This is a genomic window from Candidatus Ichthyocystis sparus (genome assembly GCF_900078745.1).
Taxonomy (GTDB): Bacteria; Pseudomonadota; Gammaproteobacteria; order Burkholderiales; family 2013Ark19i; genus Ichthyocystis; species Ichthyocystis sparus.
On sequence record NZ_FKII01000061.1, the window covers coordinates 22,188 to 46,003 of the forward strand.

At 39.3% G+C, this 23,816-nt stretch carries 9 protein-coding genes; all 9 read left to right on the forward strand.

Going from position 1 to position 23,816, the window contains the following annotated elements; translation table 11 throughout:
- The first annotated feature begins 958 nt into the window (after positions 1-958).
- Entirely contained in the window at positions 959-3,952 is a 2,994-nt protein-coding gene (locus A6733_RS08395) for a V-type ATP synthase subunit I domain-containing protein (RefSeq protein ID WP_141663473.1), read from the forward strand.
- A gap of 1,495 nt (positions 3,953-5,447) precedes the next feature.
- Complete coding sequence (locus A6733_RS05830; RefSeq protein WP_092411615.1) at positions 5,448-8,051, forward strand: coiled-coil domain-containing protein; 2,604 nt, start codon at positions 5,448-5,450, stop codon at positions 8,049-8,051.
- Positions 8,052-10,044: 1,993 nt separating this feature from the next.
- Complete coding sequence (locus tag A6733_RS05835; RefSeq protein WP_092415338.1) at positions 10,045-10,341, forward strand: hypothetical protein; 297 nt, start codon at positions 10,045-10,047, stop codon at positions 10,339-10,341.
- Positions 10,328-11,716 carry a hypothetical protein gene (locus A6733_RS05840; protein ID WP_092460670.1) on the forward strand — a complete coding sequence of 463 codons (1,389 nt, stop codon included), beginning with the start codon at positions 10,328-10,330 and terminating at the stop codon, positions 11,714-11,716. Before A6733_RS05835 ends, A6733_RS05840 begins: the two co-directional genes overlap by 14 nt.
- A 1,597-nt stretch (positions 11,717-13,313) precedes the next feature.
- Positions 13,314-16,130 carry a hypothetical protein gene (locus A6733_RS09425; RefSeq protein WP_242641602.1) on the forward strand — a complete coding sequence of 939 codons (2,817 nt, stop codon included), beginning with the start codon at positions 13,314-13,316 and terminating at the stop codon, positions 16,128-16,130.
- A 1,415-nt stretch (positions 16,131-17,545) separates the two neighbouring features.
- A complete protein-coding gene (locus A6733_RS05855; RefSeq protein WP_092460672.1) occupies positions 17,546-19,966 on the forward strand; it encodes a hypothetical protein in 2,421 nt (806 codons plus the stop codon).
- Positions 19,967-20,357: 391 nt separating this feature from the next.
- Positions 20,358-20,585 (forward strand): hypothetical protein, encoded by a 228-nt coding sequence (locus A6733_RS05860; protein WP_092403823.1) that lies wholly within the window; start codon positions 20,358-20,360, stop codon positions 20,583-20,585.
- Positions 20,586-20,608: 23 nt separating this feature from the next.
- Positions 20,609-21,079 carry a hypothetical protein gene (locus A6733_RS05865; RefSeq protein ID WP_141663474.1) on the forward strand — a complete coding sequence of 157 codons (471 nt, stop codon included), beginning with the start codon at positions 20,609-20,611 and terminating at the stop codon, positions 21,077-21,079.
- A gap of 1,486 nt (positions 21,080-22,565) precedes the next feature.
- Positions 22,566-23,006 carry a hypothetical protein gene (locus A6733_RS05870; protein ID WP_092460677.1) on the forward strand — a complete coding sequence of 147 codons (441 nt, stop codon included), beginning with the start codon at positions 22,566-22,568 and terminating at the stop codon, positions 23,004-23,006.
- Positions 23,007-23,816 lie beyond the last annotated feature (810 nt).

Sequence of the window (23,816 nt, forward strand, 5' to 3'; positions counted from 1 at the left end):
AGTATAATAGTACACAAATGGGGGCAATTACTATAGTCATAGTCGACAAATACATTATTGGGACAACGTTGTCGCGTTTGTTAAGATAAGGTATATTCATGCGTAATCGCTTAATTAATAATGATTAGTTACAGCTGCAGTTATACCACAAGCAATAGCTAAACAAAAAATTCTAGTTATGGAATAAGTAGATAAAATATAAGAAGCAATTAGCCATAATACCGTGCGCTTGATGTGAAGAACGGAGTAATATCACTACATAAATGTGGGAATTAACAATCAATGACATGAGTTAGAGTATAGGGGACATGTGCACACCAGGTGGTAGGTGCAAGCATTAAACTTTAGATGCTGAAGAAAAATTAATTGAAAATGAAACAATTTGCTCTTGTGCTGTTAGAGATAGGTATATTCTATGCTTAAACTAAACTACTAGTTTTGTTTTAAGTGGTCTTTTTAAAAACTCATGAAATTCTTAAAAAGTACACGCAAAAGTACTAAATAAATTACAGTTTTTATGTTGTATTTTTTGTTAATTGGATTTTAAAAATTGTTGAAGCTGCGCTGATTAGTGAAGATTTTTAATCTAGCTATCAGATGTCAGTGATCCTACAAAGATAATTACAATATGACTGAGCCTAACTTATAGTAGCAATACTAGTTAAATGAAAGCTTCTACCAACTCAGCATGGTAAGTGTGCTGTGTATTCGTTTAGATACTTCCTGGGTCTAGCATTTTGGGCATTGTGCCTCACCTGCAGTTAACAAAGTTAAAGTTGTTTTTTAACATGCGTAAGCCCTTTTTAACATGCGTAAGCCCATGTGTTTTGGTTTAGAGTATTTTTCTTAGGATAGGTTACATGAGTGTTCTAATTGAGTCTTGATGTTAATTGTAGATAGACCCTTCCAAGGTATATCAATAGCAGGAAAAAACCAATAAAATAAGGTCTTTACACCAATGAAACGGCAATTAAGTAGCGCAAGTAGTGGAGCAAGTAGTCTGAATGGTAACGATGGGCTAGGTAGTGCAGATGAGCAAGTACAGCCACCAAGTACATCAGCGTCAGAACAAAGCACAGAATCTTCCGAGCTAGAGGGGGGATTATTATTAGATTCACATTTGGCGCAACTGTTGGGAATGCGGCCTGGTGAAAGGCTATGTCGGGGTGTGTTTTATGGTTCCCCAATGGCTTCCTATGTATCAAGTTTGGCGGCTCAATTTTTAGATAAACAGGAAGGGCTGCTTCGCCGTGGACTAGGAGAAGGAACTAGTTCTATCACTCAACATAGCATGGCCGAGTATCTTAGTATGTCTAGATATAACGCACTGGCAATACGGGCGCTGTTGGATAGCGTAGAAGCACCTGCATCAGTGATAACAGGGGAAGGTGTAAGTACTATGCATGGGCAAAGCCCAAGTGCATCACATTGGCAAGACCCAAGTGCATCACATTGGCAAGACCCAAGTGCATCACATTGGCAAGACCCAAGTGCACCGCATTGGCAAGACCCAAGTGCACCGCATTGGCAAGACCCAAGTGCATCACATTGGCAAGACCCAAGTGCATCACATTGGCAAGACCCAAGTGCATCACATTGGCAAGACCCAAGTGCATCACATTGGCAAGACCCAAGTGCATCGCATTGGCAAGACCCAAGTGCACCTTATGGACAAAGCACAAGTTCATCGTATGGGCAAGACCCAAGTACACCGTATGCGCAAAATCCAAGTGCATCAGGGCAGAGTACTATAGACTCTGATGCAGGGTTCATGTTGGCACCATATCTAGCGTCAGCTCTGGGAATGCGGCCTGGGGAAGGGCTATTTCGAGGTATGTTTCATGGCACACAACAGTCTTGTGTCGTGCTAGAAATGATGAGTCAACTTTCAGAAATTCAGAAAGATTTATTGCGCAATCAAGAACTAGAAAGAACCGGTGTTGTTATAACACAAGGAGAAGTTAGTCTTAGTTTCGAAGATACTACTGCCCTTATAGCAACCAACGAAGAATTATTGCAAGCTCTGATGGCTAGCATAGAAGCACCTGCAGAAACAACACCTCCCATAGTAGTAGACTCAAGCTCAGACTCAGAAACAGAATTGGGAGAAAGAACGCCAGCAAACATAGAAGAACCTGCAGGGACAACACCTCCCATAGTAGTAGACTCAAGCTCAAGCTCAGACTCAGACTCAGACTCAGAATCGGAAGAAAGAACGCTAGCGAAATTGGAAGAAGAAAGAATTAAGAGATTAGCTATATCGAAAGCCAGACTAGAAAAGGAAAAGCTAGAACGCGGGGCAGCAATAGCTCTACGTGTAGCTAAACTTAGAGAGACAAATCTAAGGGAAGTAAAAAATGTAATGGGAGCGGATACTAGAGGACCAGAGACACAGATACCGTCAAGTAAGAAAGAAATTGATGGGGAGTTAAAAGCAATTGCAGAGAAAAAGAAAGCAATGACTGCAATTCTAGGAACGGTATCATTAAAAAACTTGCAAGAAATGAAAGTAGAATTGGAAAAAGTTAGAGAAAGAAGGATGGAATTAGATAGAGTGGGAGTTGGAGAAAATGCAGCAGAGCTAGAGAAAGTGAGAGTAAGAAAGAAAATTATAGAGGAGGAGCTAAGAAGAGCAAGAAATGGAGTAGCGCTGATTGAAAGTCTGGAGAAAGAGATAGATGCACTATTAGCAAAAGAGGTAGAACTAGAAGTAACAGGAGCTAGTGAGGAAGAAATAGAGGGAGTAAAAGCAAGGCAAGTGGAGATAGATTTAAGGCTAACGGAGTCGAGGTCAATGGTAGAAAACGCTCGCGGGCTAGAAGCAGAGCTAGAGCAGTTGAGAGAGAGAGAGAGAGAGAGAGAGAGAGAGCTAGAGAGAGCGGTGGACATAGAGGAAAGAGGTCTAGAGCTAGATAGATTGAGAAGAGAAGCAAGAGCTGGAGCAACTGAAGAAGAGATAAAGCTAGCATTAGAACTAGAGGGAGTAGAAGCTAGAATAAAAGAGTTAGAACTAGAGTTATCGATAAAACTAAAGCTGCTGATGATTGTGGAACTGCAGTTTAGAGAGAAAAAAGAAAAATTGAAATGCAGAGTAACAAGTGGAAAGGAAGCGAAAAGAATAAGATCTACAGATCCAGTGGGTGAAGAGATACTTAGAGGATTAATGGAAGGGGAAGAAGCAAGATATAGGGAAAAAGTGCGCGAGATGAAAAGTAAAAGTGAAGACACAACATCGCAGGAAATAATAGTAATAGAAGAATCAGAGGAAGAGAGAAACGCTAAATTAGCGGCACTGGAAAAGACAATGGTAAGGCATGGTGAAGTAAAGGTTATGGAAAAATTTTCAATACAGGAGGAGAGGGAAGAAGATGTAGAAACAGTGAGAGCAAAAAGCATAGAGCAACCACAAGCCAAAAAAGCAAAAATCGTAGCGCTATCACAAGCCAGACAGAGAGAGAGAAAAAAAGTAGCTGAGATAAAAAGTGGCAACAGGGTGGTAATAGGTTCCATACCTGAGAGTATAATGAAAGAGATAGAAATGCGAAGCGCAGCTATAGTGAAAGAGCAAGCGGAAAGAAAAGCAAAGAAAAAATGTGAGTCAGTAAAAGCACTGGAAGTGGCAAGAGAAGCAAAAAAGAAAAGAGAGAGAATAAAAGCAGCAAAAAAAGCGGCAAAAGAGGAAATAAAAGCAGCAGAAAGAGCGGAGAAAGAGAGGAGAGAAGCAGAATTAAGAGGGGCAAAAGGAAAAGGAAAAGGAAAAGTAGAAACTGGAGTGGGAAAAGCAAAGCTAGTAAAAGAAGCAAGAGCAAAGAGAAAAGCAACGAAAGAAGAATTAGTGGCAGCGAAGAAGAAGAAAAAGGAGTGTATAGCAGCAAGAGTAGAGGAATTATTGGCACAAATGGAGAGGGAAAAGGAGGAAGAAAAAGATAAAGATAAGCAGGGAAAGCAGTAGTAGCGAGAGAATTGGCAATGCAAATGGATATTCGGTATAAATAAGTTATAATAGAATAAATAGCTCAGAAGAATTAATAGAAGAGATAATTGTTGATTGTGCCAACAGACGTGCTAATGGGGGAACATTACTTTCTTCCAGCCAGCAAAAAGACAGGTACTAAATCCCGTGGTTACACCGTTTCCTGGGTTTACATCTGGAACAAACTCAACAGCAGAATTAATCGAGCACAAAAAAACAAAGCACAAGTGGTCCCAAGTATGACAACTATGGGCAGGGTAATGTGGATAGTCTGACACGACAATCAAGTTCTTCTTTAGTATCAGAACAGAGTATTCAGCATCTTCCAAGACAAAAGGGTTACTATTACATCACATTTTAATTCACTTACGCCGCCTACTACATTAGAGCAATATCCCTAGCAAAGAAAGTAGGCAACTATTGTTAGGGGCTAGGACGAAATCTATCTCCATCTGGTACATAATAGTGTACGTAACGTCAGATTTTTTCTAGTATATTTGAGTTACTGTTTACTTTAGTATCCTAGTCATAGTACGTAAATGGGTGTGATAAGTGCTATATCAACAAATACATTACTAAGACAACGTTGTTGTGTCTGTTAGATTATTTTATAAAGGGCTGTATTGAGTAATTGCTTATTCAAAATAAGATATATTCACAAGTAATTGCTCCATTAATGATGATTAGTAGCAGCTGCAGCTATACTAAAAGCGATACCTGAATAAAAAGTTTTGGAAGAAGTAGATAAGAAGTAATTAGCTATAATCCCCTACGATTGATGTGAAGAAGCGGGGTAATATCACAGAAGCATGGCAATTAATAATAAGCGACGTTAATTATTAACACCACAGCAACAACTACATATACTAATTGAAGTGCATTGGTAGCTATAATGTTCTGCTGACCATAGCTACATTGTAGGGGCACAAACAATTGGTCAGAGTATAGAAATACACGTACTAGAACGTAGGAGCGGTTATTAAACTTTAGATACTGAAGCAAGGTTAGTTGAAAGTTAACCAATCTGCTCGGTGATATTGGATATGTTTCGTGCTTACAACAAAATTTTGAGTATTTTTTATTAATTAGATTTGAAAAATTGTTGAAGCTGCGCTAATTGATGAATATTTTTTTAATCTAGCTGTTAGCTATCAGTAAACCTACAAAGATAATTACAATACTTAGCCCAATATATTATAGGTAGCAATACTAGTTGAAAGAAAGCTTTTACTAACCCAGCATGGTTAGTGTACTGTATATCCATTCAGATACAGGCTACGTCTAGCTTTTAGATGTCGTGCTTCATCTATACAGTTAACAAAGTTTTTTTAAAATGCGTGAGCCCATGTATTTTTGTTGGGGGATTTTTTCTCTTAGGGGTAGGTATAAGCTAAGTTTTGATGTTAATTGTAGAGAAACCTTCCCACAGTACCGATAGTAGGAAAAAAAACAATAAAATAAGGGCTGTATACCAATGAAACGTAAATTAAGTAGCACAAGTAGTGGAGAAAGTAGTCTGAATGATAACAATGGAGGAAATTCAGGTAGGCAAGTACAACAATCAAGTGCATTAGAATTAGAACAAAGCACAAGATCTGCTGAGGAGGAAGGATTCCCATTAGATCAACATTTAGCGCAAATTATGGGAATGCTGCCTGGTGAAAAGTTGTTTCGGAGTATGTTTTATGGCTCCCCACGGGCTCCTTATATATCAGATTTGGTGGATCAACTTTTAAGTAAACAGGAAGAACTGCTTCGCCGTGGACAACTAGGAGAGGGAACTAGTTCTAGCACTCAACACGACATGTCTGGGTCTCTTAGTCTTGCTAAATATAACGCACGAGTGATACGAGCTCTGGTGAGTAGCATAGAAGCACCTACATCAGTGATAACAGGAGGAGGTGTGGGTGCTGTGTATGGGCAACCAGGTGCATCGCATTGGCAAGACCCAGGTGCACCGCATTGGCAAGGACCAAGTGCACCGCATTGGCAAGGACCAAGTGCACCGCATTGGCAAGGACCAAGTGCACCAGGGCATAGTACTATAGACTCTGATGCAGGGTTCATATTGGCACCATATCTAGCGTCAACTCTGGGAATGCGGCCTGGGGAAAAGCTATTTCGAGGTATGTTTCATGGCACACAACAGTCTCGTGTCGTGCTAGAAATGATAAATCATCTTTCCGAAATTCAGAGAGATTTGTTACACAATCGAGAACTAGAAAGAGCTGGTGTTATGACCCAAGGAGAATTTGGTCTTAGTTTCGAAGATACTTCTTCTCTTATAGCAACTAACGAAGAATTATTAGAAGCTCTGATGGCTAGCATAGAAAGACCTACAGAGACAGTGCCTTCTATAGTAGTAGATTCAAGCTCAAACTCAGATTCAGACTCAGAAACAGAATTAGAAAGAAGAACGCTAGATAAATTGGAAGAAGAGAGAAATCTGAGATTGGCTAGATCTCAAGCTAGATTAGAAAAGGAAAAAGTAGAACAAGGGGTGGTATTAGCTCTACGTGCGGCTAAACTCAGAGAGACAAGTCTAATGGAAGTAAAAAATAGGGTAGGAGTAGGTACAAGAGGACTAGGGGTAGAGATACCGCCAAGCCTGATAGAAATTTATAGAGGGTTAAAAGCAGTTACAGAGAAAAGGAAAGAAATAAGCTCAATTCTGGGATTGACACCATCAAGAAACTTGCAAGAAATGAGAAGAGAGCTAGATGAAGTTAGAGTAAGAAAAACAGAATTAGACAGAGTGGAAGTTGGAGGAAGTGCAGTAGAGTTAGGAGAAGTGAGGGAAAGACAGCAAATAATAGAGAGGGAACTAAGAATAGCAAGAGGTAGAATGGAGGAGGTGGAAGCTCTAGAACAAGAGACGGAGGAACTATTAGCAAAAGAGATAGAACTAGAGGCAACAGGAGCAAGCGAGGAAGAGATAGAAAAAATAAGAGCAAGACAGACGGAGATAAATTCAAGGCTAGCAGAATCGAGTACAATAATAGTAAGCTCTCGCGAGCTAGAAGTAGAGCTGGAGAGATTGGTAGAGAGAGAGATAGAGAGGGTGGTGGACATAGAAAAGAGAAGTTTAGAGCTAGATAGATTGAGAATAGAAGCAAGAGCTGGAGCAAGCGAAGAAGAGATAGAGCTAGCATTAGAATTAGAGGGAGCTAGAGTTAGAATAAGGGAGCTAGAGCTGGAGCTGTCGATAGAACTAGAGCTGCTGATATCCATGGAGACAGAGCTTAAGGAAGCTAGAGGAAGAGAGATAATTAGAAACGAAGAACTAATTAAGAGGTTAGATGAAGAGCAAGAGATAGCAAGGAGGGAAAAAATAGAAAGAGAAAGACAGGAAGCTATAGCAGAGATAGAGAGAACGGAGGCAGAAAGAGCAAAAGTAGCAAAAGTAGAGAGGGAGAGAAAGGCAAAAGAGAGGTTAGCACTAGAAGAAGAAGCGGTAAAAGAAAGATTAAGTAGAGATATAGCAGAGATAGAGAGCGCACGCGCGGAGACAAAAAGAGCAAAAGTAGCAAAAGTAGAGAGGGAGAGAAAGGCAAGAGATAGGTTAGCACTAGAAGAAAAAGCGGCAAGAGAAAGATTAAGGAGAGAAAATGCGGAAAGAACAAGGGCTCTAGTAGAGGAGAGATCAGCAAGAATGAGAAGAGAGCTAGCGGAAGAAAGAGAGATGAAAATGAATATTAGAGTGCTAGAGCTGGAACTAGAGAGAGCTATAGGATTAGAGAGATCTAGAGAAGTGGGAGAGGGAACAAGAACAGCAGCAACCAGGGGAGATCTAGAGTTAGAACTAAGATTAGTAAGAACGCAAGAGCAAAACCTAGGTCTAGAATTGGATCGGGTGAGAGTATGCTCGATGAATCTAGATAGAGAGATAATGGCAGGTAGAATGATATCGGGAGCAACAGCGTCAGAGATAGAGGAGAAAAAAGATAAAATGAAAGAGCTAAATAGGAATAGATCTCTAGAAAAAATAAAAGAGCTAAAACTGAGGATAGAGTTATCGACAGCAAGATTAAGAGCGAAGATACTAGTTCTAGAGTTAGATAGACTAAGTACCGGATAGCAAGATCAGGATTAGAAATGGTGCAGGAGATAGTGAATAGAAAAATTAGCGATGAAAATGATAGATACAGGAAGGAACAGTAATATAAGAAATATAAAATTCGTAGTGAGAGTGGGTGTTAGATGAAGTCTTTACTGTATTAGGCTACATAAAATATAAGGATGCTACCCTCGCGATACAAATACCAAGTCACTTATGTAAGTTAGGTAGTCAGTTGTAAAATAACAGTAGGATAGTGGTTGCATCCAAGGGCAATGCACTTTCCAATAGCACTAAGATGGGTTACGTAATCCTAGGGCGGAGGAATTGCAATTGAGTGTAAATCTATCTCTAGTAATAATAGTGTAACTTGGCAAAGTGTTGTTTGATAATTGGTTTCATTAGAGTAAATTTCTAGACGTAATGATAATACACTTATACGTAGTCTCGGCGAGGGTAGATTGCGTACTTGCGATTGATTTTGGGCACATAAAAATGTCGTTTAGTACGGTCCTATATAGTCTGGTGTATATTCTGTTATGAAGCTTGTCAGTTTAATAATAGTTAACGTATAAAAAAACATATCTGGCAACAAAACAGCATAGTAAAACATCACGAATAATACAGGTGTATGGATTGGAAATTTGTTTTAGATAGATAATTGGAGCAAAGTTCAAGACTAATTTCTGGAGGGCATTTGTTGTCTGGTTGGTTGATGTATCCCATAAAATATAAAAATAGGCACTACAAGAGCGGTGTTGTTTATTCTTACCTGATAATCCATTACAATCTGGTCAATAGGACTTGTGTGGTTAAGATTTTTACGTGCAGTAACCTCATTGCTAAGTAGCGTCCAACCTAGATCACTATTATTCTGTATGAGTTAGGATGAGTTTATCTGGTGTAGAGTAGTGTACCTACCGTTATTTTTTTCTTGTTATCAGATTAAGTAATTGTACTACTTTAGTATTTTTGTCATGGCACCCAGAAGGGGTAGTTTCCATATCGACAGTTACATTATTAAAAAAGTATTGCTGTGTTTGTTAAATTATTTAATAAAGCACAGTTTTGGGTGATTACTTGTTCAAAATCATGTATGTCGGCGCGTAGCTGCTTCATTAACAATGATCCGTGACGATTGTAGTTATCCTAAGGGCAATACCTGAACAAGAGGCTATAGAATAAGGAAAGCTAGAAGTAATCACTTGCATTTGCTGTAAATTAGCAGAAAAATATCACAAGGGAGATGCAATTAATAATCAACGGAGTTTAATCATTACACGCCATACTGACAAGCACGTACACCAATGAAACTATATTGGTAGCTAGTGGTGTTCGGCTGGACCATGGTTGCATTATGGGAGCAACAGACAATTAATCGGAGTATAAAGACATATGTATTAAAGTGTAGGTACGGTGCTTTAGATACTGAAGTAAGATTAGTTAATAAGTTAACTAATCTGCTGCTGATGCTATTAGATGTAGATGTATTTAAACAACAATTACTCTTTTAGTATTGATGATAATTACATGAAAAATATTTAGAGGTACACATAAAAATATCAAATAAATTACAGTGTTTATATCGCGTTTTTCTTTTATAAATTAGATTCAAAATTCAAAAAATTGAGAAAACTACACTAATTAATAAAGACTCATAATCTCTTAGTAGGTAATCCTGCAAAGATAGTTGCAATAACTGAATCTAATGTGTGCGGGGCAATACTAGTTGAAGAAGAGCTTTCACTAACTCAGCATGACAGGTCTGTGCTTATTAGATGTAGTTAAATCTAATTCATGGTTACTAGTCTCTGTTAGTTGATAAAGTTGTTTCTTTCATATGTGCGTGAATCTGTATATTTTTTGGTGATATTTTCATTAGTGTGGTCAAATGTGTTCTAAAAGGCATATTAAATTTAAAAAAACAAGCTCGACATTACATGTAGGCAGATCTGTTTACAGCGTGTGGCATCAATAGAAGAAGAGAAAAAAGAAAATAGGGGCTTTTGTACCAATGAAAAGAAAATTAAGTAGTAGTGAAGCAAGTAACACTGAGGGTGATTACACGCAAGGCAGTGTGGATGAGCAAGCACAATCATCAAGTTTGTTAGAATCAGAACAAAGTACAATATCTGTTGATGCTGGAGGATTTGTATTACCTCCACATTTAGCACAATCATTGGGAATGCGTCCTGGTGACAGTATATTTCGAAGTATGTTTTATGGTACATCACAAGCCCCTCTTGTATCGGGTTTGGCAGCTCAACTTTTAGAAGAACGTGAAGCACTAATTAGTCGTGCATCAGGATAGTCGTGCATCAGGAGAGGGAACTAGTTATGCCGCCCAATCTAGCGATAGCGATCGTGATTCTGCTCTTATGGATTCTAACGAGATAACGATACGAGCGCTTCTAGATAGCATAGAAGCACCTCGACTTCATGGTATAGAAGCACCTCAACTTCAAGTAGTACCGGCAGTGGCAGTAGAAGGGAATACTACGTATTGGCAAAACCCGAGCGCACCACCGTATACGCAAGATCCAAGTACATCAGGACAGAGCGCTATAGACTATGAGGCAGGGTTCATGTTGTCACCATATTTAGCATCAGCTCTAGGAATGCAGCCTGGAGAAAGACTATTTCGAGGTATGTTTCATAGCACACAATGGTCTCATGTAGTACTAGGAATGATAAATCAACTTTCAGAAATTCAGAAAGATTTGTTGCGCAATCAAGAACTAGAAAGAGCCGGTGTTGTAACACAAGGAGAAATTAGTCTTAGTTTCAAAGATACTACTGCCCTTATAGCAACCAACGAAGAATCATTGCAAGCTCTGATGGCTAGCATAGAAGCACCTGCAGAGACAACACCTCCCACAGTAGTAGACTCAAGCTCAAACTCAGAAACAGAATTGGAAGAAAGAACGCTAGCGAAATTGGAAGAAGGAAAAATGAAATGTAGAGTACCAAATGAAGAGGAAGCGACAAGAATAAGATCTCCAGATCCAGTGGGCGCAGGGATACTTAGAAGCCTAATGGAAGAGGAAGAAGCAAGATATAGGGGAAAAGTGCTCGAAATGAAAAGTAAAAGTGAAGACACGATATCACAGAAAATAATAGTAGTAGAAAAATCAGAGGAAGAGAGAGCCAATAAATTAGCGGCACTGGAAGAGATAATGATAAGGCATAGTGAAGTAAAGGTTACGGAAAAATTTTTAATACAGGGTGAAAAGGAAGAAGATGTAGGAATATTAAGAGCAAAAATCATAGCGCTGTCAAAAGCCAAACACAGAGAGAGAGAAAAAGTAGCTGAGGCAAAAAGTGGCAGCAGAGTGGTAATAGGTTCCATACCTGAGAATATAATGAAAGAGATAGAAATACGAAGCGCAGCTATAGTGAAAGAGCGAGTGGAAAAAGAGAGAATAAAAGCAGCAGAAAAAGCGGAGAAAAAGAGTAGAGAAGCAGAATTAAGAGAGGCAAAAGCAAAGAGAAAAGCAGAAATGAGAGTGGAAAAAGCAAAGCTAGAAGAAGAAGCAAGAGCGGAGAGAAAAGCAGCTAAAGAAGAATTAGGGGCAGTGAAGAAGAAGAAAAAGGAGTATATAGCAGCAAGAGTAGGGGAATTATTGGCACAAATGGAGAGGAAAAAGGAGGAAGAAAAAGATAAAGATAAGCAGGGAAAGCAGTAGTAGCGAGAGAATTGGCAATGCAAATGGATATTCGGTATAAATAAGTTATAATAAAATAAATAGCTCAGAAGATTAATAGAAGAGATAATTGTTGATTGTGCCAACAGACGTGCTAATGGGGGAACATTACTTTTACTTTCTTCCAGCCATCAAAAAGACAGGTACTAAATCCCGTGGTTACACCGTTTCCTGGGTTTACATCTGGAACAAACTCAACAGCAAGATTAATCAAGCGTAAAGAACAAAACACAAGTGGTCCCAAGTAGGACAACTATAGGCAGGGTGAGTGGGTAGGCTGACACGACAATCAAGTTCTTCTTTAGTATCAAAACAGAGTATGCAGCATCTTCCAGGACAAAAGGGTTGTTATTACATCACATTTTAATTCACTTACGCCGCCTAATATTTACTACATTAGAGTAAGGTAAGATCCCTAGCAAAGAAAGTAGAAAACTATTGTTAGGGGCTAGGACGAAATTTATCTCCATCTAGTACATAATAGTGTACATAACGTCAGATTTTTTCTAGTATGTTTGAGTTACTGTTTACTTTAGTATCTTAGTCATAGTACGCAAATGGGTGGAATAAGTACTACATCAACAAATACATTATTAAGACAACTTTGTTGTGTTTGTTAGATTATTTTATAAAGGGCTGTATTGAGTAATTGCTTATTCAAAATAAGATATATTCACAAGTAATTGCTCCATTAATGATGATTAGTAGCAGCTGCAGCTATCCTAAAAGCGATACCTGAATAAAAAGTTTTGGAAGAAGTAGATAAGAAGTAATTAGCTATAATCCCCTACGATTGATGTGAAGAAGCGGGGTAATATCACAGAAGCATGGCAATTAATAATAAGCGACGTTAATTATTAACACCACAGCAACAACTACATATACTAATTGAACTGCATTGGTAGCTATAATGTTCTGCTGACCATAGCTACATTGTAGGGGCAACAAACAATTAGTCAGAGTATAGAAATTGTGCTAGAGCCTAGGCGCGGTTATTAAACCTTAGATACTGAAGCAAGGTTAGTTGAAAGTTAACCAATCTGCTCTTGGTGATATTGTATATGTTTCATGCTTATACTAAAATTTCGGGTATTTTTCAAAAAAATTTCATAAAAAATCTTAAAAAGTACACATAAAAGTATCAAATAAATTACAGTTTTTTATGTTAAATAATTATTAATTAGATTCGAAAAATTGTTGAAGCTGCGCTAATTGATAAATATTTTTAATCTAGCTATCAGCGATCAGTAAACCTACAAAGATAGTTACAATACTGAAGCCAATATATAGGTAGCAATACTAGTTGAAAGAAAGCTTTTACTAACCCAGCATGGTGAGTGTACTGTATGTACATTCAGATACAGGCTACGTCTGGCTCTTGGATGTCGTACTTTATCTTTATCTATACAGTTAACAAAGTTTTTTTAAAATGCGTGAGCCCATGTATTTTTGTTGGGGGATTTTTTCTCTTAGGGGTAGGTATAAGCTAAGTTTTGATGTTAATTGTAGAGAAACCTTCCCACAGCATACATGTACCGATAGTAAGAAAAAAAAACAATAAAATAAGGGCTGTATACCAATGAAACGTAAATTAAGTAGCACAAGTAGTGGAGAAAGTAGTCTGAATGGCAACGATGGAGGCAGTTCAAATGGTCAAGTGCAACAATCAAGTGCATTAGAATTAGAACAAAGTACAGGATCTGCTGAGGAGGAAGGATTCCCATTAGATCAACATTTAGCGCAAATTATGGGAATGCTGCCTGGTGAAAAGTTGTTTCGTAGTATGTTTTATGGCTCCCCACGGGCTCCTTATATATCAGATTTGGTGGATCAACTTTTAAGTAAACAGGAAGAACTGCTTCGCCGTGGACAACTAGGAGAGGGAACTAGTTCTAGCACTCAACATGACATGTCTGAGTCTCTTAGTCTTGCTAGATATAACGCACGAGTAATACGAGCTCTGGTGAGTAGCATAGAAGCACCTGCATCATTGATAATAGGAGGAGGTGTGGGTGCTATGCATGGGCAAGCCCCAGGTGCGTCGCATGGGCAAGGCCCAAGTGCATCGCATTGGCAAGACCCAGGTGCATCGCATTGGCAAGACCCAGGTGCATCGCATTGGCAAGCCCCAGGTGCATCGCATTGGCAAGACCCAGGTGCATCGCATTGGCAAGACCCAGGTGCATCGCATTGGCAAGCCCCAGGTGCATCGCATTGGCAAGACCCAGGTGCATCGCATTGGCAAGACCCAGGTACATCGCATTGGCAAGACCCAGGTACATCGCATTGGCAAGACCCAGGTACATCGCATTGGCAAGACCCAGGTGCATCGCATTGGCAAGACCCAGGTGCATCGCATTGGCAAGACCCAGGTGCATCGCATTGGCAAGGACCAAGTGCACCTCCAGGACGGAGTACTATAGACTCTGATACAGGATTCGTGTTGGAACCGTATTTAGCATCAGCTCTGGGAATGCAGCCTGGGGAAGGGCTGTTTCGAGGTATGTTTCATGGCACACAACAGTCTCGTGTCGTGCTAGGAATGATAGATCATCTTTCCGGAATTCAGGGAGATTTATTGCGCAATCAAGAACTAGAAAGAGCTGGTGTTATGACCCAAGGAGAAAGTAGACTTGGTTACGGAAATACTGCTTCTCTTATAGCAACTAACGAAGAATTATTAGCAGCTCTGATGGCTAGCATAGAAGGACATACAGAGACAGTACCTTCTGTAGTAGTAGATTCAAACTCAGATTCAGAATCAGAAAGCAGAACGCTAGCGGAATTGGAAGAAGAGAGAAGTCGGAGATTGGCTAGGTCTCAAGCTAGATTAGAAAGGAAAAAAGCAGAACAAGGGGTAGTATTAGCTCTATGTACGGCTAAACTTAGAGAGAAAGATCTAAGGGAAGTAAAAAATAGGGTAGGAGTGGGCACAAGAGAACCAGGGGTAGCGATGCCGTCAAGCCTGAGAGAAATTGGTAAAGAGTTAATAATAGTTACAGAGAAAAAGAGAACATTAGGTTCGGTTCTGGGAGTGGCATCATTAGGAAACTTGCAAGAGATGAGAGGAAAGCTAGAGGAAGTTAAAGTAAAAAAAATAGAATTAGACAGGGTGGGAGTTGGAGAAAGTGCAGCAGAGCTAGTAGAAGTGAGAGCAAGACAGCAAATAATAGAGGGGGAACTAGAAAGAGCGAGAGATAGAGTGGCGGAGGTGGAAACTCTAGAACGAGAGACGGATGAACTGTTAGAAAAAGAGGTAGAACTAGAGGCAACAGGAGCAAGCGAGGAAGAGATAGAGAAAGTAAAAACAAGGCAGGCGGAGATAAGTTCAAGGCTAATAGAATCGGAAGCGGTGGTAGAAAACGCTCGCGAACGAGGAATAGAACTAGAGCAATTGAGAGAGAGAGAGAGAGAACTAGGGAGAATGGTGGACATAGAAGAGAGAGGTTTAGAACTAGATAGATTGAGAACGGAAGCAAGAGTTGGAGCAACAGAAGAGGAGATAGAGCTAGCATTAGAGCTAGAGGGAACGAGAGTTAGAATAAGGGGGCTAGAACTGGAGCTGTCGATAGAACGAGAGCTAATGATAGCTGAAGAGCTAAGACTTAGAGAAGCAAAAAGGAAAAAACAAGAAGAGATTAAATCGAGGGCAGTGCCTGAAGAGACACCAGGGGAAATAATAATAATGGAAGAATCAGAGGAAGAGAGAGCTAATAGATTGGCAGCACTGGAAGCAAAAATGATAAGTGATGGGGAAAGGAGGGCCATGGAAAGATTCGCAACACAAGAGGAGGATGAAGAAAAAGAGAAAGCAAAAAAAATGGCGCTGGCGCAGGCTAGAAGGAGAGAAAAAAGGAAAATGGATGAGGTAAGAAGTGGCAAAAGAGTGGTGGTAGGTTCTTCCATACCTGATAACATAATGAGAGATATAGAAAAACGAAGTGCAGCCATAGTTAAAGCACTAATAGAAAGTAAAGCAATGGAAGATGAGGAAGTAAAAGCTGCGAGGGAAGCAAAAGAGGAAAGAGAGAGAGTAAAAGCAGAAAAAAAAGTGGCAGAAGAGAGTAAAAAAGCAGAAATAGAAGCGACAAAAGAGAGGGTAAAAGCATCAGCAAGAGCAGCGAAAGAGAAAAAAAGAGAGGAAATAAGAGTGGCAAAAGCGGAGGCAAAAGCAAGGTTAAAAGCAGCAGAAAAAGCAGCGAGAGAGAGGGAAAGAGCGGCAGCAAAAGCAGCGAAAGAGAAGGGAAGAGCAGCAGAAAAAGCAGCGAGAGACGAATTAAAAGCGATGAGGGATAGACAAAGGGAAGAGATGCAAGAAAGAATAAGAGCAATGTTGGCAGAAACAGAGAGGGAAGAGGAGGAAGAAAAAGATAAAGATAAGCAGGGAAAGCAGTAGTAGCAAGAGAATTGGCAATGCAAATGGATATTCGGTATAAATAAGTTATAATAAAATAGATAGCTCAGAAGAATTAATAGAAGAGATAATTGTTGATGGTGCCAACAGACATGCTAATGGGGGAACATTACTTTCTTCCAGCCAGCAAAAAGACAGGTACTAAATCCCGTGGTTACACCGTTTCCTGGATTTACATCTGGAACAAACTCAACAGCAAGATTAATCAAGCATAAAGAACAAAACACAAGTGGTCCCAAGTAGGACAACTATAGGCAGGGTGAGTGGGTAGACTGACACGACAATCAAGTTCTTCTTTTAGCCATATACGTCAGATTTTTTCTAGTATTTTTGAGTCGCTGTTTACTTTAGTATCCTAGCCATAGTACGCAAATGGGTGGGATAAGTACTGTATCAACAAATACATCACTAAGACAACGTTGTTGTGTTTGTTAAATTATTTTATAAAGGGCAGTATTGAGGAATTGCCTATTCAAAATGAGATATATTCACAAGTAATTGCTCCATTAATGATGATTAGTAACAGCTGCAGTTATCCTAAAAGTGATACCTGAACAAAAAGTCCGGGAAGAAGTAGATAAGAAGTAATTAGCTATAATCTCTCACGATTGATGTGAAGAAGCGGGGTAATATCACAGAAGTGTAGCAATTAATAATCAACGACGTTAATTATTAAACACCACAGCAACAACTACATATACTAATTGAACTGCATTGGTGGCTAATAATGTTCTGCTGACCATAGCTATGTTATAGGGGCAACAAAACAATTAGTCAGAGTATAGAAATATATGTACTAGAGCCTAGGCGCGGTTATTAAACTTTAGATACTGAAGCAAGGTTAGTTGAAAGTTAACCAATCTGCTCGGTGATATTGGATATGTTCCGTGCTTACAACAAAATTTTGAGTATTTTTCAAAAAATTTCATAAAAAAATCTTAAAAAGTACAAATAAAAGTATCAAATAAATTACATTTTTTATGTTATATTTTTTATTAATTAGATTTGAAAAATTGTTGAAGTTGAGCTAATTGATAAATATTTTTAATCTAGCTATCAGCTATCAGTAAACCTACAGAGATAGTTACAATACTGAAGCCAACATATAGGTAGCAATACTAGTTGAAAGAAAGCTTTTACTAACCCAGCATGGTGAGTGTGCTGTATATCCATTCAGATACAGGCTGCGTCTAGCTCTTAGATATCGTGCTTCATCTAATCTATACAGTTAACGAAGTTTTTTTAGAATGCGTGAGCCCATGTATTTTTGCTGGGGGTGTTTTTCTTAGAATAGGATACATATGAATTAAGTTTTGATGTTAATTGCAGAGAAACCTTCCCACAGCGTGTGGCACCGATAGTAAGAAAAAAAACAATAAAATAAGGGCCGTATACCAATGAAACGTAAATTAAGTAGCACAAGTAGTGGAGAAAGTAGTCTGAATGGCAACGATGGAGACAATTCAGATAGGCAAGTGCAACAATCAGGTGCATTAGCATTAGAACAAGGTACAAGATCTGCTGGGGAAGAAGGATTCATATTAGACCCACATTTAGCGCAAATGGTGGGAATGCATCCTGGTGAAAAGTTATTTCAGAGTATGTTTTATGGCTCCCCACGGGCTTCTTGTATATCATCTCTGGTGGATGAACTTTTAAGTAAACAGGAAGCACTGCTTCGCCGTGGACAACTAGGAGAGGGAACTAGTTCTAGCACTCAACATGACATGTCTGAGTCTCTTAGTCTTGCTAGATATAACGCACGAGTAATACGAGCTCTGGTGAGTAGCATAGAAGCACCTGCATCATTGATAATAGGAGGAGGTGTGGGTGCTATGCATGGGCAAGCCCCAGGTGCGTCGCATGGGCAAGGCCCAAGTGCATCGCATTGGCAAGACCCAGGTGCATCGCATTGGCAAGACCCAGGTGCATCGCATTGGCAAGCCCCAGGTGCATCGCATTGGCAAGACCCAGGTGCATCGCATTGGCAAGACCCAGGTGCATCGCATTGGCAAGACCCAGGTGCATCGCATTGGCAAGACCCAGGTGCATCGCATGGGCAAGCCCCAGGTGCATCGCATTGGCAAGACCCAGGTGCATCGCATTGGCAAGACCCAGGTGCATCAGGGCGGAGTACGGTACCTTATACAGTAGTAGATTCAAGCTCAAGCACAGATTCAGACTCAGAAACAGGATCAGAAAAAAGAATGCTGGAGAAATTGGAAGAAGAGAGAAATCAGAGATTAGCTAGATCTCAAGCTAGATTAGAAAAGGAAAGAGTAGAACAAGGGGTAGTATTAGCTCTAGGCAGGGCTACACTTAGAGAGAAAGAGCTAAGGGAAGTAAAAAATAGGGTAGGAGTGGGCACAAGAGGACCAGGGATAGAAATACCGCCAAGCCTGACAGAAATTGATGAAAGGTTAAGAGCAATTACAGAGAAAAAGAAAGCATTAGGTTCGATTCTGGGATTAACACCATCAAGAAGCTTGCAAGAGATGAGAAGAGAGCTAGATGAAGTTAGAGCAAGAAAAATAGAATTAGACAGAGTAGGAGCTGGAGAAAGTGCAGTAGAGCTAGGAGAAGTAAGAGCAAGACGGATAGTAATGGAGGAGGAGCTAAGAAGAGCAACAGATAGAATGAAGGAGGCGGAAGCTCTAGAACGAGAGACGAACGAACTATTAACAAAAGAGATAGAACTAGTGGCAACAGGAGCAAGCGGGGAAGAGATAGAGGAAGTAAGAGCAAGGCAGATGGAGATAAATTCAAGGCTAGTAGAATCGAAAGCAATGATAGAAACTGCTCGCAGACGAGAAACAGAACTAGAGCAGTTGATAACGAGAGAGAGAGAGATAGAAAGGATGGTGAACATAGAAGAGAGAATTGTAGAGCTAGATAGATTGAGAATAGAGGCAAGAGCTGGAACAAGCGAAGAAGATATAGAACTAGCATTAGAATTAGAGGGAGCTAGAGTTAGAACAACGGAGATAGAGCTGGAGCTGTTGATAGAACGAGAGCTACTGATGGCTGAAGAGCTAAAGCTTATAGAAGTAAAAGAGGAAGAAGAAATGATTGCATTGAGGAAAGCGCGTGAAGAGGCATCAAAGGAAATAACAATAATTATACAAGAATCAGAGGAAGAAAGAGCTAATAGATTGGCAGCACTGGAAGCAAAAATGATAAGTGATGCGGAAAAAAGGGCCATGGAAAAATTAGCAACACTGGAGGGGGAGGATGAGGAAGAAGATGAAGAAAAAGAGAAAACAAAAAGAAAGTTGCTGGCGAAGGCTAGAAGGAGAGAAGAAAAGAAAATGGATGAGGTAAGAAGTGGCAAAAGAGTGGCGATAGGTTCCTCCATACCTGAGGATATAATGAAAGAAATAGAAGCACGAAGTGCAGCCATAGTTAAAGCACTAACGGAAAGTAAAGCAAGGGAAAATGCAGCAATGAAAGCTATTAGGATAGAAAGAGAAAGAATAAAAGCAGCAGGAAAAGCGGCGGCAGAGAGTAGAAAAGCAGAAGTAAAAGCGACAAAAGCGAGGCTAAAAGCAGAAGCAGAAGCAGCGAGAGAGAGGGAAAGAGAAAGAATAAGATTATTAAGACAGGAGAATGAGGCAGCAGTAAAAGCAGAGAAAGAGAGGGAAAGGAAGAGAATAAGAGAGGAAAAAGCGGAAGTAAAAGCAGCAGCAAAAAAAGCGAAAGAAGAATTAAAAGCGATGAAGGACAGACAGAGGGAAGAGGCACTAGAAAGAATAAGAGCATTGTTGGAAGAAAAAGAGAGGGAAAAGGAGGAAGAAAAAGATAAGCAAGGAAAGCAGTAGTGGTAAAAGAATTGGCAATGCAAATGGGTACTCGGTATAAATGAGTGATAATAGAATGAGTAGCGCATAAAAATTAATAGAAGAGGTGATTGTTATGTCAGCATATGCGCCAATGGGAGATGTTATCTTCTTCCGGCTAGCAAAAATGCAATTACCAAATCTAGTAGTTGTTCTATTTTCTGACTTACATGTGTAACAAATTCAACAGCAAGATTAATCGGACATAAAGAATAAAGCTCGGGTAGTAAAGCAAGTACTCCTGAGTAGGGTGTCTATAGGAAGGGTAGATAAGCAGACGAAACAATCAAGTGCTTTAGTATCGAGACAAGGTGCATGATCTGCCGGTTCCTATTGGTACCCCATTTGACACAATCATTGGGGATGTAACCTGGTGAGATGTGTTTCTAAGTATGTTCATGGCACACCGCAGGCTTCTCATATATCAAATTTAGTAGCTCAGCTTTTAGACGAACAGGAAGTACTAGTTCGCCATAAATTAGATGATGGAACTGGTTCTGCCGTTCAAAATAGTATTGCTGATCTCTTAGTCTTATTTGAATCTAACGCGTTAACAATGCAAGCGCTGATGGATAGCATGGAAAAATTGCACTTACAGTAGCACCGACAGTGGTAGAGGAGGATATGAGTTCTATTTACGGGCAAGTGTACCAAAGTACGCCAAAACATGGTTCTATAGACTCTGAGGAAGAAGGATTAATATTAACACCAGATTTAGCAATAGAGCTGGGAATTCAACCTGGTGAAAGGCTGTTTCGGAGTACGTTTCATGGCACTCAACAGTCTCACAACATTTTAGACATAGTAAATAAGATTTCAGCAATTCGGGAAGGTTTATTGCACAATCAAAAACTAGAAAGAGCCGGTATTGTAACCCAAGAAGAAATTGGCTTTAATTTTGGAGACATTGCTTCTCTTATAACAACTAACGAACAATTAATAAAAGCTCTAATGGGTAGTATAGAAGCACCTACAGCGGCAGTATCTTCTACAGTAGTAGTAGACTCAGACTTAGAAACAGAATCGGGAGCAGTAAATGGAAAGGTGAGAGTGCGGGCAAAAAAAGACGCCTCAACAAAAGGGAAAATCAGATAGCACAGTAGTTACTGCAGAGACAACATCGGAAATAACAACAATAAAAGAATCAGAGGAAGAGAAAATCAATAGATTAGCGGCACTGGAAGCACAAATGATAAGTGGTAGGGAAGAAAAGATTCGGGAAAAATTTACAATACCGGTGGCAGGTCAAAAAACAAAGGTAAAGACAACAATGTCAAAAAAACAAAGCACTGTGGAATGTAAGAAAGGATGTGAGAAAAGGAATCTCTGAGGCAAAAGTGGCCAAAGGGTGGTAATAGGTCCTATATCCGATGATAAAATGATAGAGATATCAATTCAGAGTGCAATAAGTTACGTAGACAGGTACCAAATCTCATGGTTATTACGTTTCCTGAATTTGCACATGTGGGGAACAAATTCAACAACAAAACAAGGTTAATGAAACATAGATAATGTAAGAAGAACATTTTCATGTCGTATATTCATAATTAGTTAGAAACATGAAGGCAATTAATTTGAAAAGTACAACTCTGGTTCATACGTAAATAATGTAAGGCACTAATGCAAGAAATGATTATAGATTAAAGAAAGGCCAGAGAGAAACAGAACAGACCTACACGTAACAAAAACGGCACTGCATTGTCAGTCCAATTGTTTAAATACGTAAATACTACTACCTTCTTCTAAAGAAGTGCATCAATGCAGAGTTGACGTATTGATAACATTAGCAAGACTGCAAGTGTCCTAAAGGCAGAGTCTGAGAAAAAAACACAATAAGTACAACCGGCAGCGCAACCCTCCAATAGGTTGCGATGAATTGGTAAAAGAACACGGAATAAGTTAATCAATTACTGTGACATGTCAGCTCCAGTATCATCACCACAGCAACAGCTGCCTACAACCTATGAAAACACATCATTTATGTTTAACAATCTTCTAATTATCCCAGAGCTATACAACCAATTACCGATATGTAGAAATCACTGATCCGAACGTAAATCTGCTGAGGCTAAATATGTGACAGAAATCCATTAGGGTATGTACATAACCACTTTATATTAATAATCATATAAGATGAGGAGTGTGCGGGGCCGGTTTGTCACTAGATAGTCTGTATCAACAGCTGCTTTCCATAAGGAGGATTATGACTCACATAAATAAAATTGCAATTTTATGCGTTATTTTCTAACTGAACTAAATTTTGAAAATCACATTAATTTATAAAACTGCCAACAAATCAGCAAAGATGATGATAACGATGTGACGTAAGTAAATGGAGATAGTTCCATTTAAAGGCTTTTACTAAATTTAATAATGTTTGTTGATGGTGGCTATAATATGGACAATAAAATTCACACTATGGATTGCGGTGTCTCCGTAGTTGGTCAGTAATGTGCGTAAATATGTGTATTTTTTGTCATAGTAGACGTGTGTGCGTAGTATGTTAAGTATAAAAAATCAGGCTTAGTACTATTAGGGGAAAACTCTATTTGCAGTTGATCAAGAAAATAAGGCCATACGTATGGAACGAGGATTGGGTGGTGCAAATGGGCAAAATTACCAAAACGGCGATATGCACTCTGGTGCAAATACGCAAGGACAACGATCACCAGCACCACTCGAACAGGGTGCAGAAGGTGAGGGATTTATACTGTGTGCAGATTTATCACTAATGCTGGGGTTAGCCCCTGGTGCTATGCTGTCTAGGAGTATGTTTTATGGCAGCATGATGGCTCCTGTTGTGTTAGATTTATTAACTCAAATTTTAGAAGTTCAGAGGAGTCTACTTCTCAATCAACCAATAGAAGGGCCTGATAACGCACAAGCAGCATATGACTATGATTCTCTTATGGCATCTAATGCATCGTTGGTAGACGCTCTAATCGACAGCTTAGAGGCACCAGAAGGTATGGAGAGATCAGAGGAGGAGGAATTTATTATAGCATCACAAAGTGAGGAATAATAAACACAAAAGAGGGAAAGTTCTTACCTTAGCCTTGCACTATGGACACAAAATAAACCCGAGACCAAATCCTAAATATATTGATTCCCCTTGAAACTAACTGATGTTACGGAGCGTAATACTGGTTCTAAAGTAAATATGTTTAGTTACCAAAGTAAGGAAAATCAGTTGTGATTCTGTGGCTATTTGTTCCTTCTTAAGAAGTATGTCAGGTATGTAATAACTCATCGTCATGTGGGTTGCCAAATGAAAAACCATAAATAAGTAGCATCTTAGGAGAGTAACTTAGAAGAACAAAATAGAGCCTGCGTAAGAGTAATGCCTTGTCCCCAAAATCAGCTAAAATAACAAATCTGAGTAAAAAGTCTTTGTTGCATGTGCAGCCATTAAGTAAGTGTATTGTAAGTAATTATGAAAGTGGAATTAGAGACAGTGATCAAAGTGCAATTATACTTACCATAATATAAATAAAGAAAAATGGTTACAGAGTAAATAGCAAAATGATTGAAATGTATAATCTCTCATGAATTGAAATAAATTGAATCCAGGCGATATAGATTGTTGGCTCTGTTGAACATATAAGCCAATATGTAGGCTACTTACTTGCATCGATATGGTGTCAAAAAACAGTGTACTATTAAAGTATAGAGGGGGAAATACAAAGAAAAAATTCTCTTAAAATTATTTCTTGTAGAGTTTGTGATATAAAAAGTATTCGATATTGGAAATAACATAATATCATACATAATAAATTATGTAGTTTATCCTTTCTGCCATCGTTCTAGTAATCGTGGTCTTTAGTAACAATAC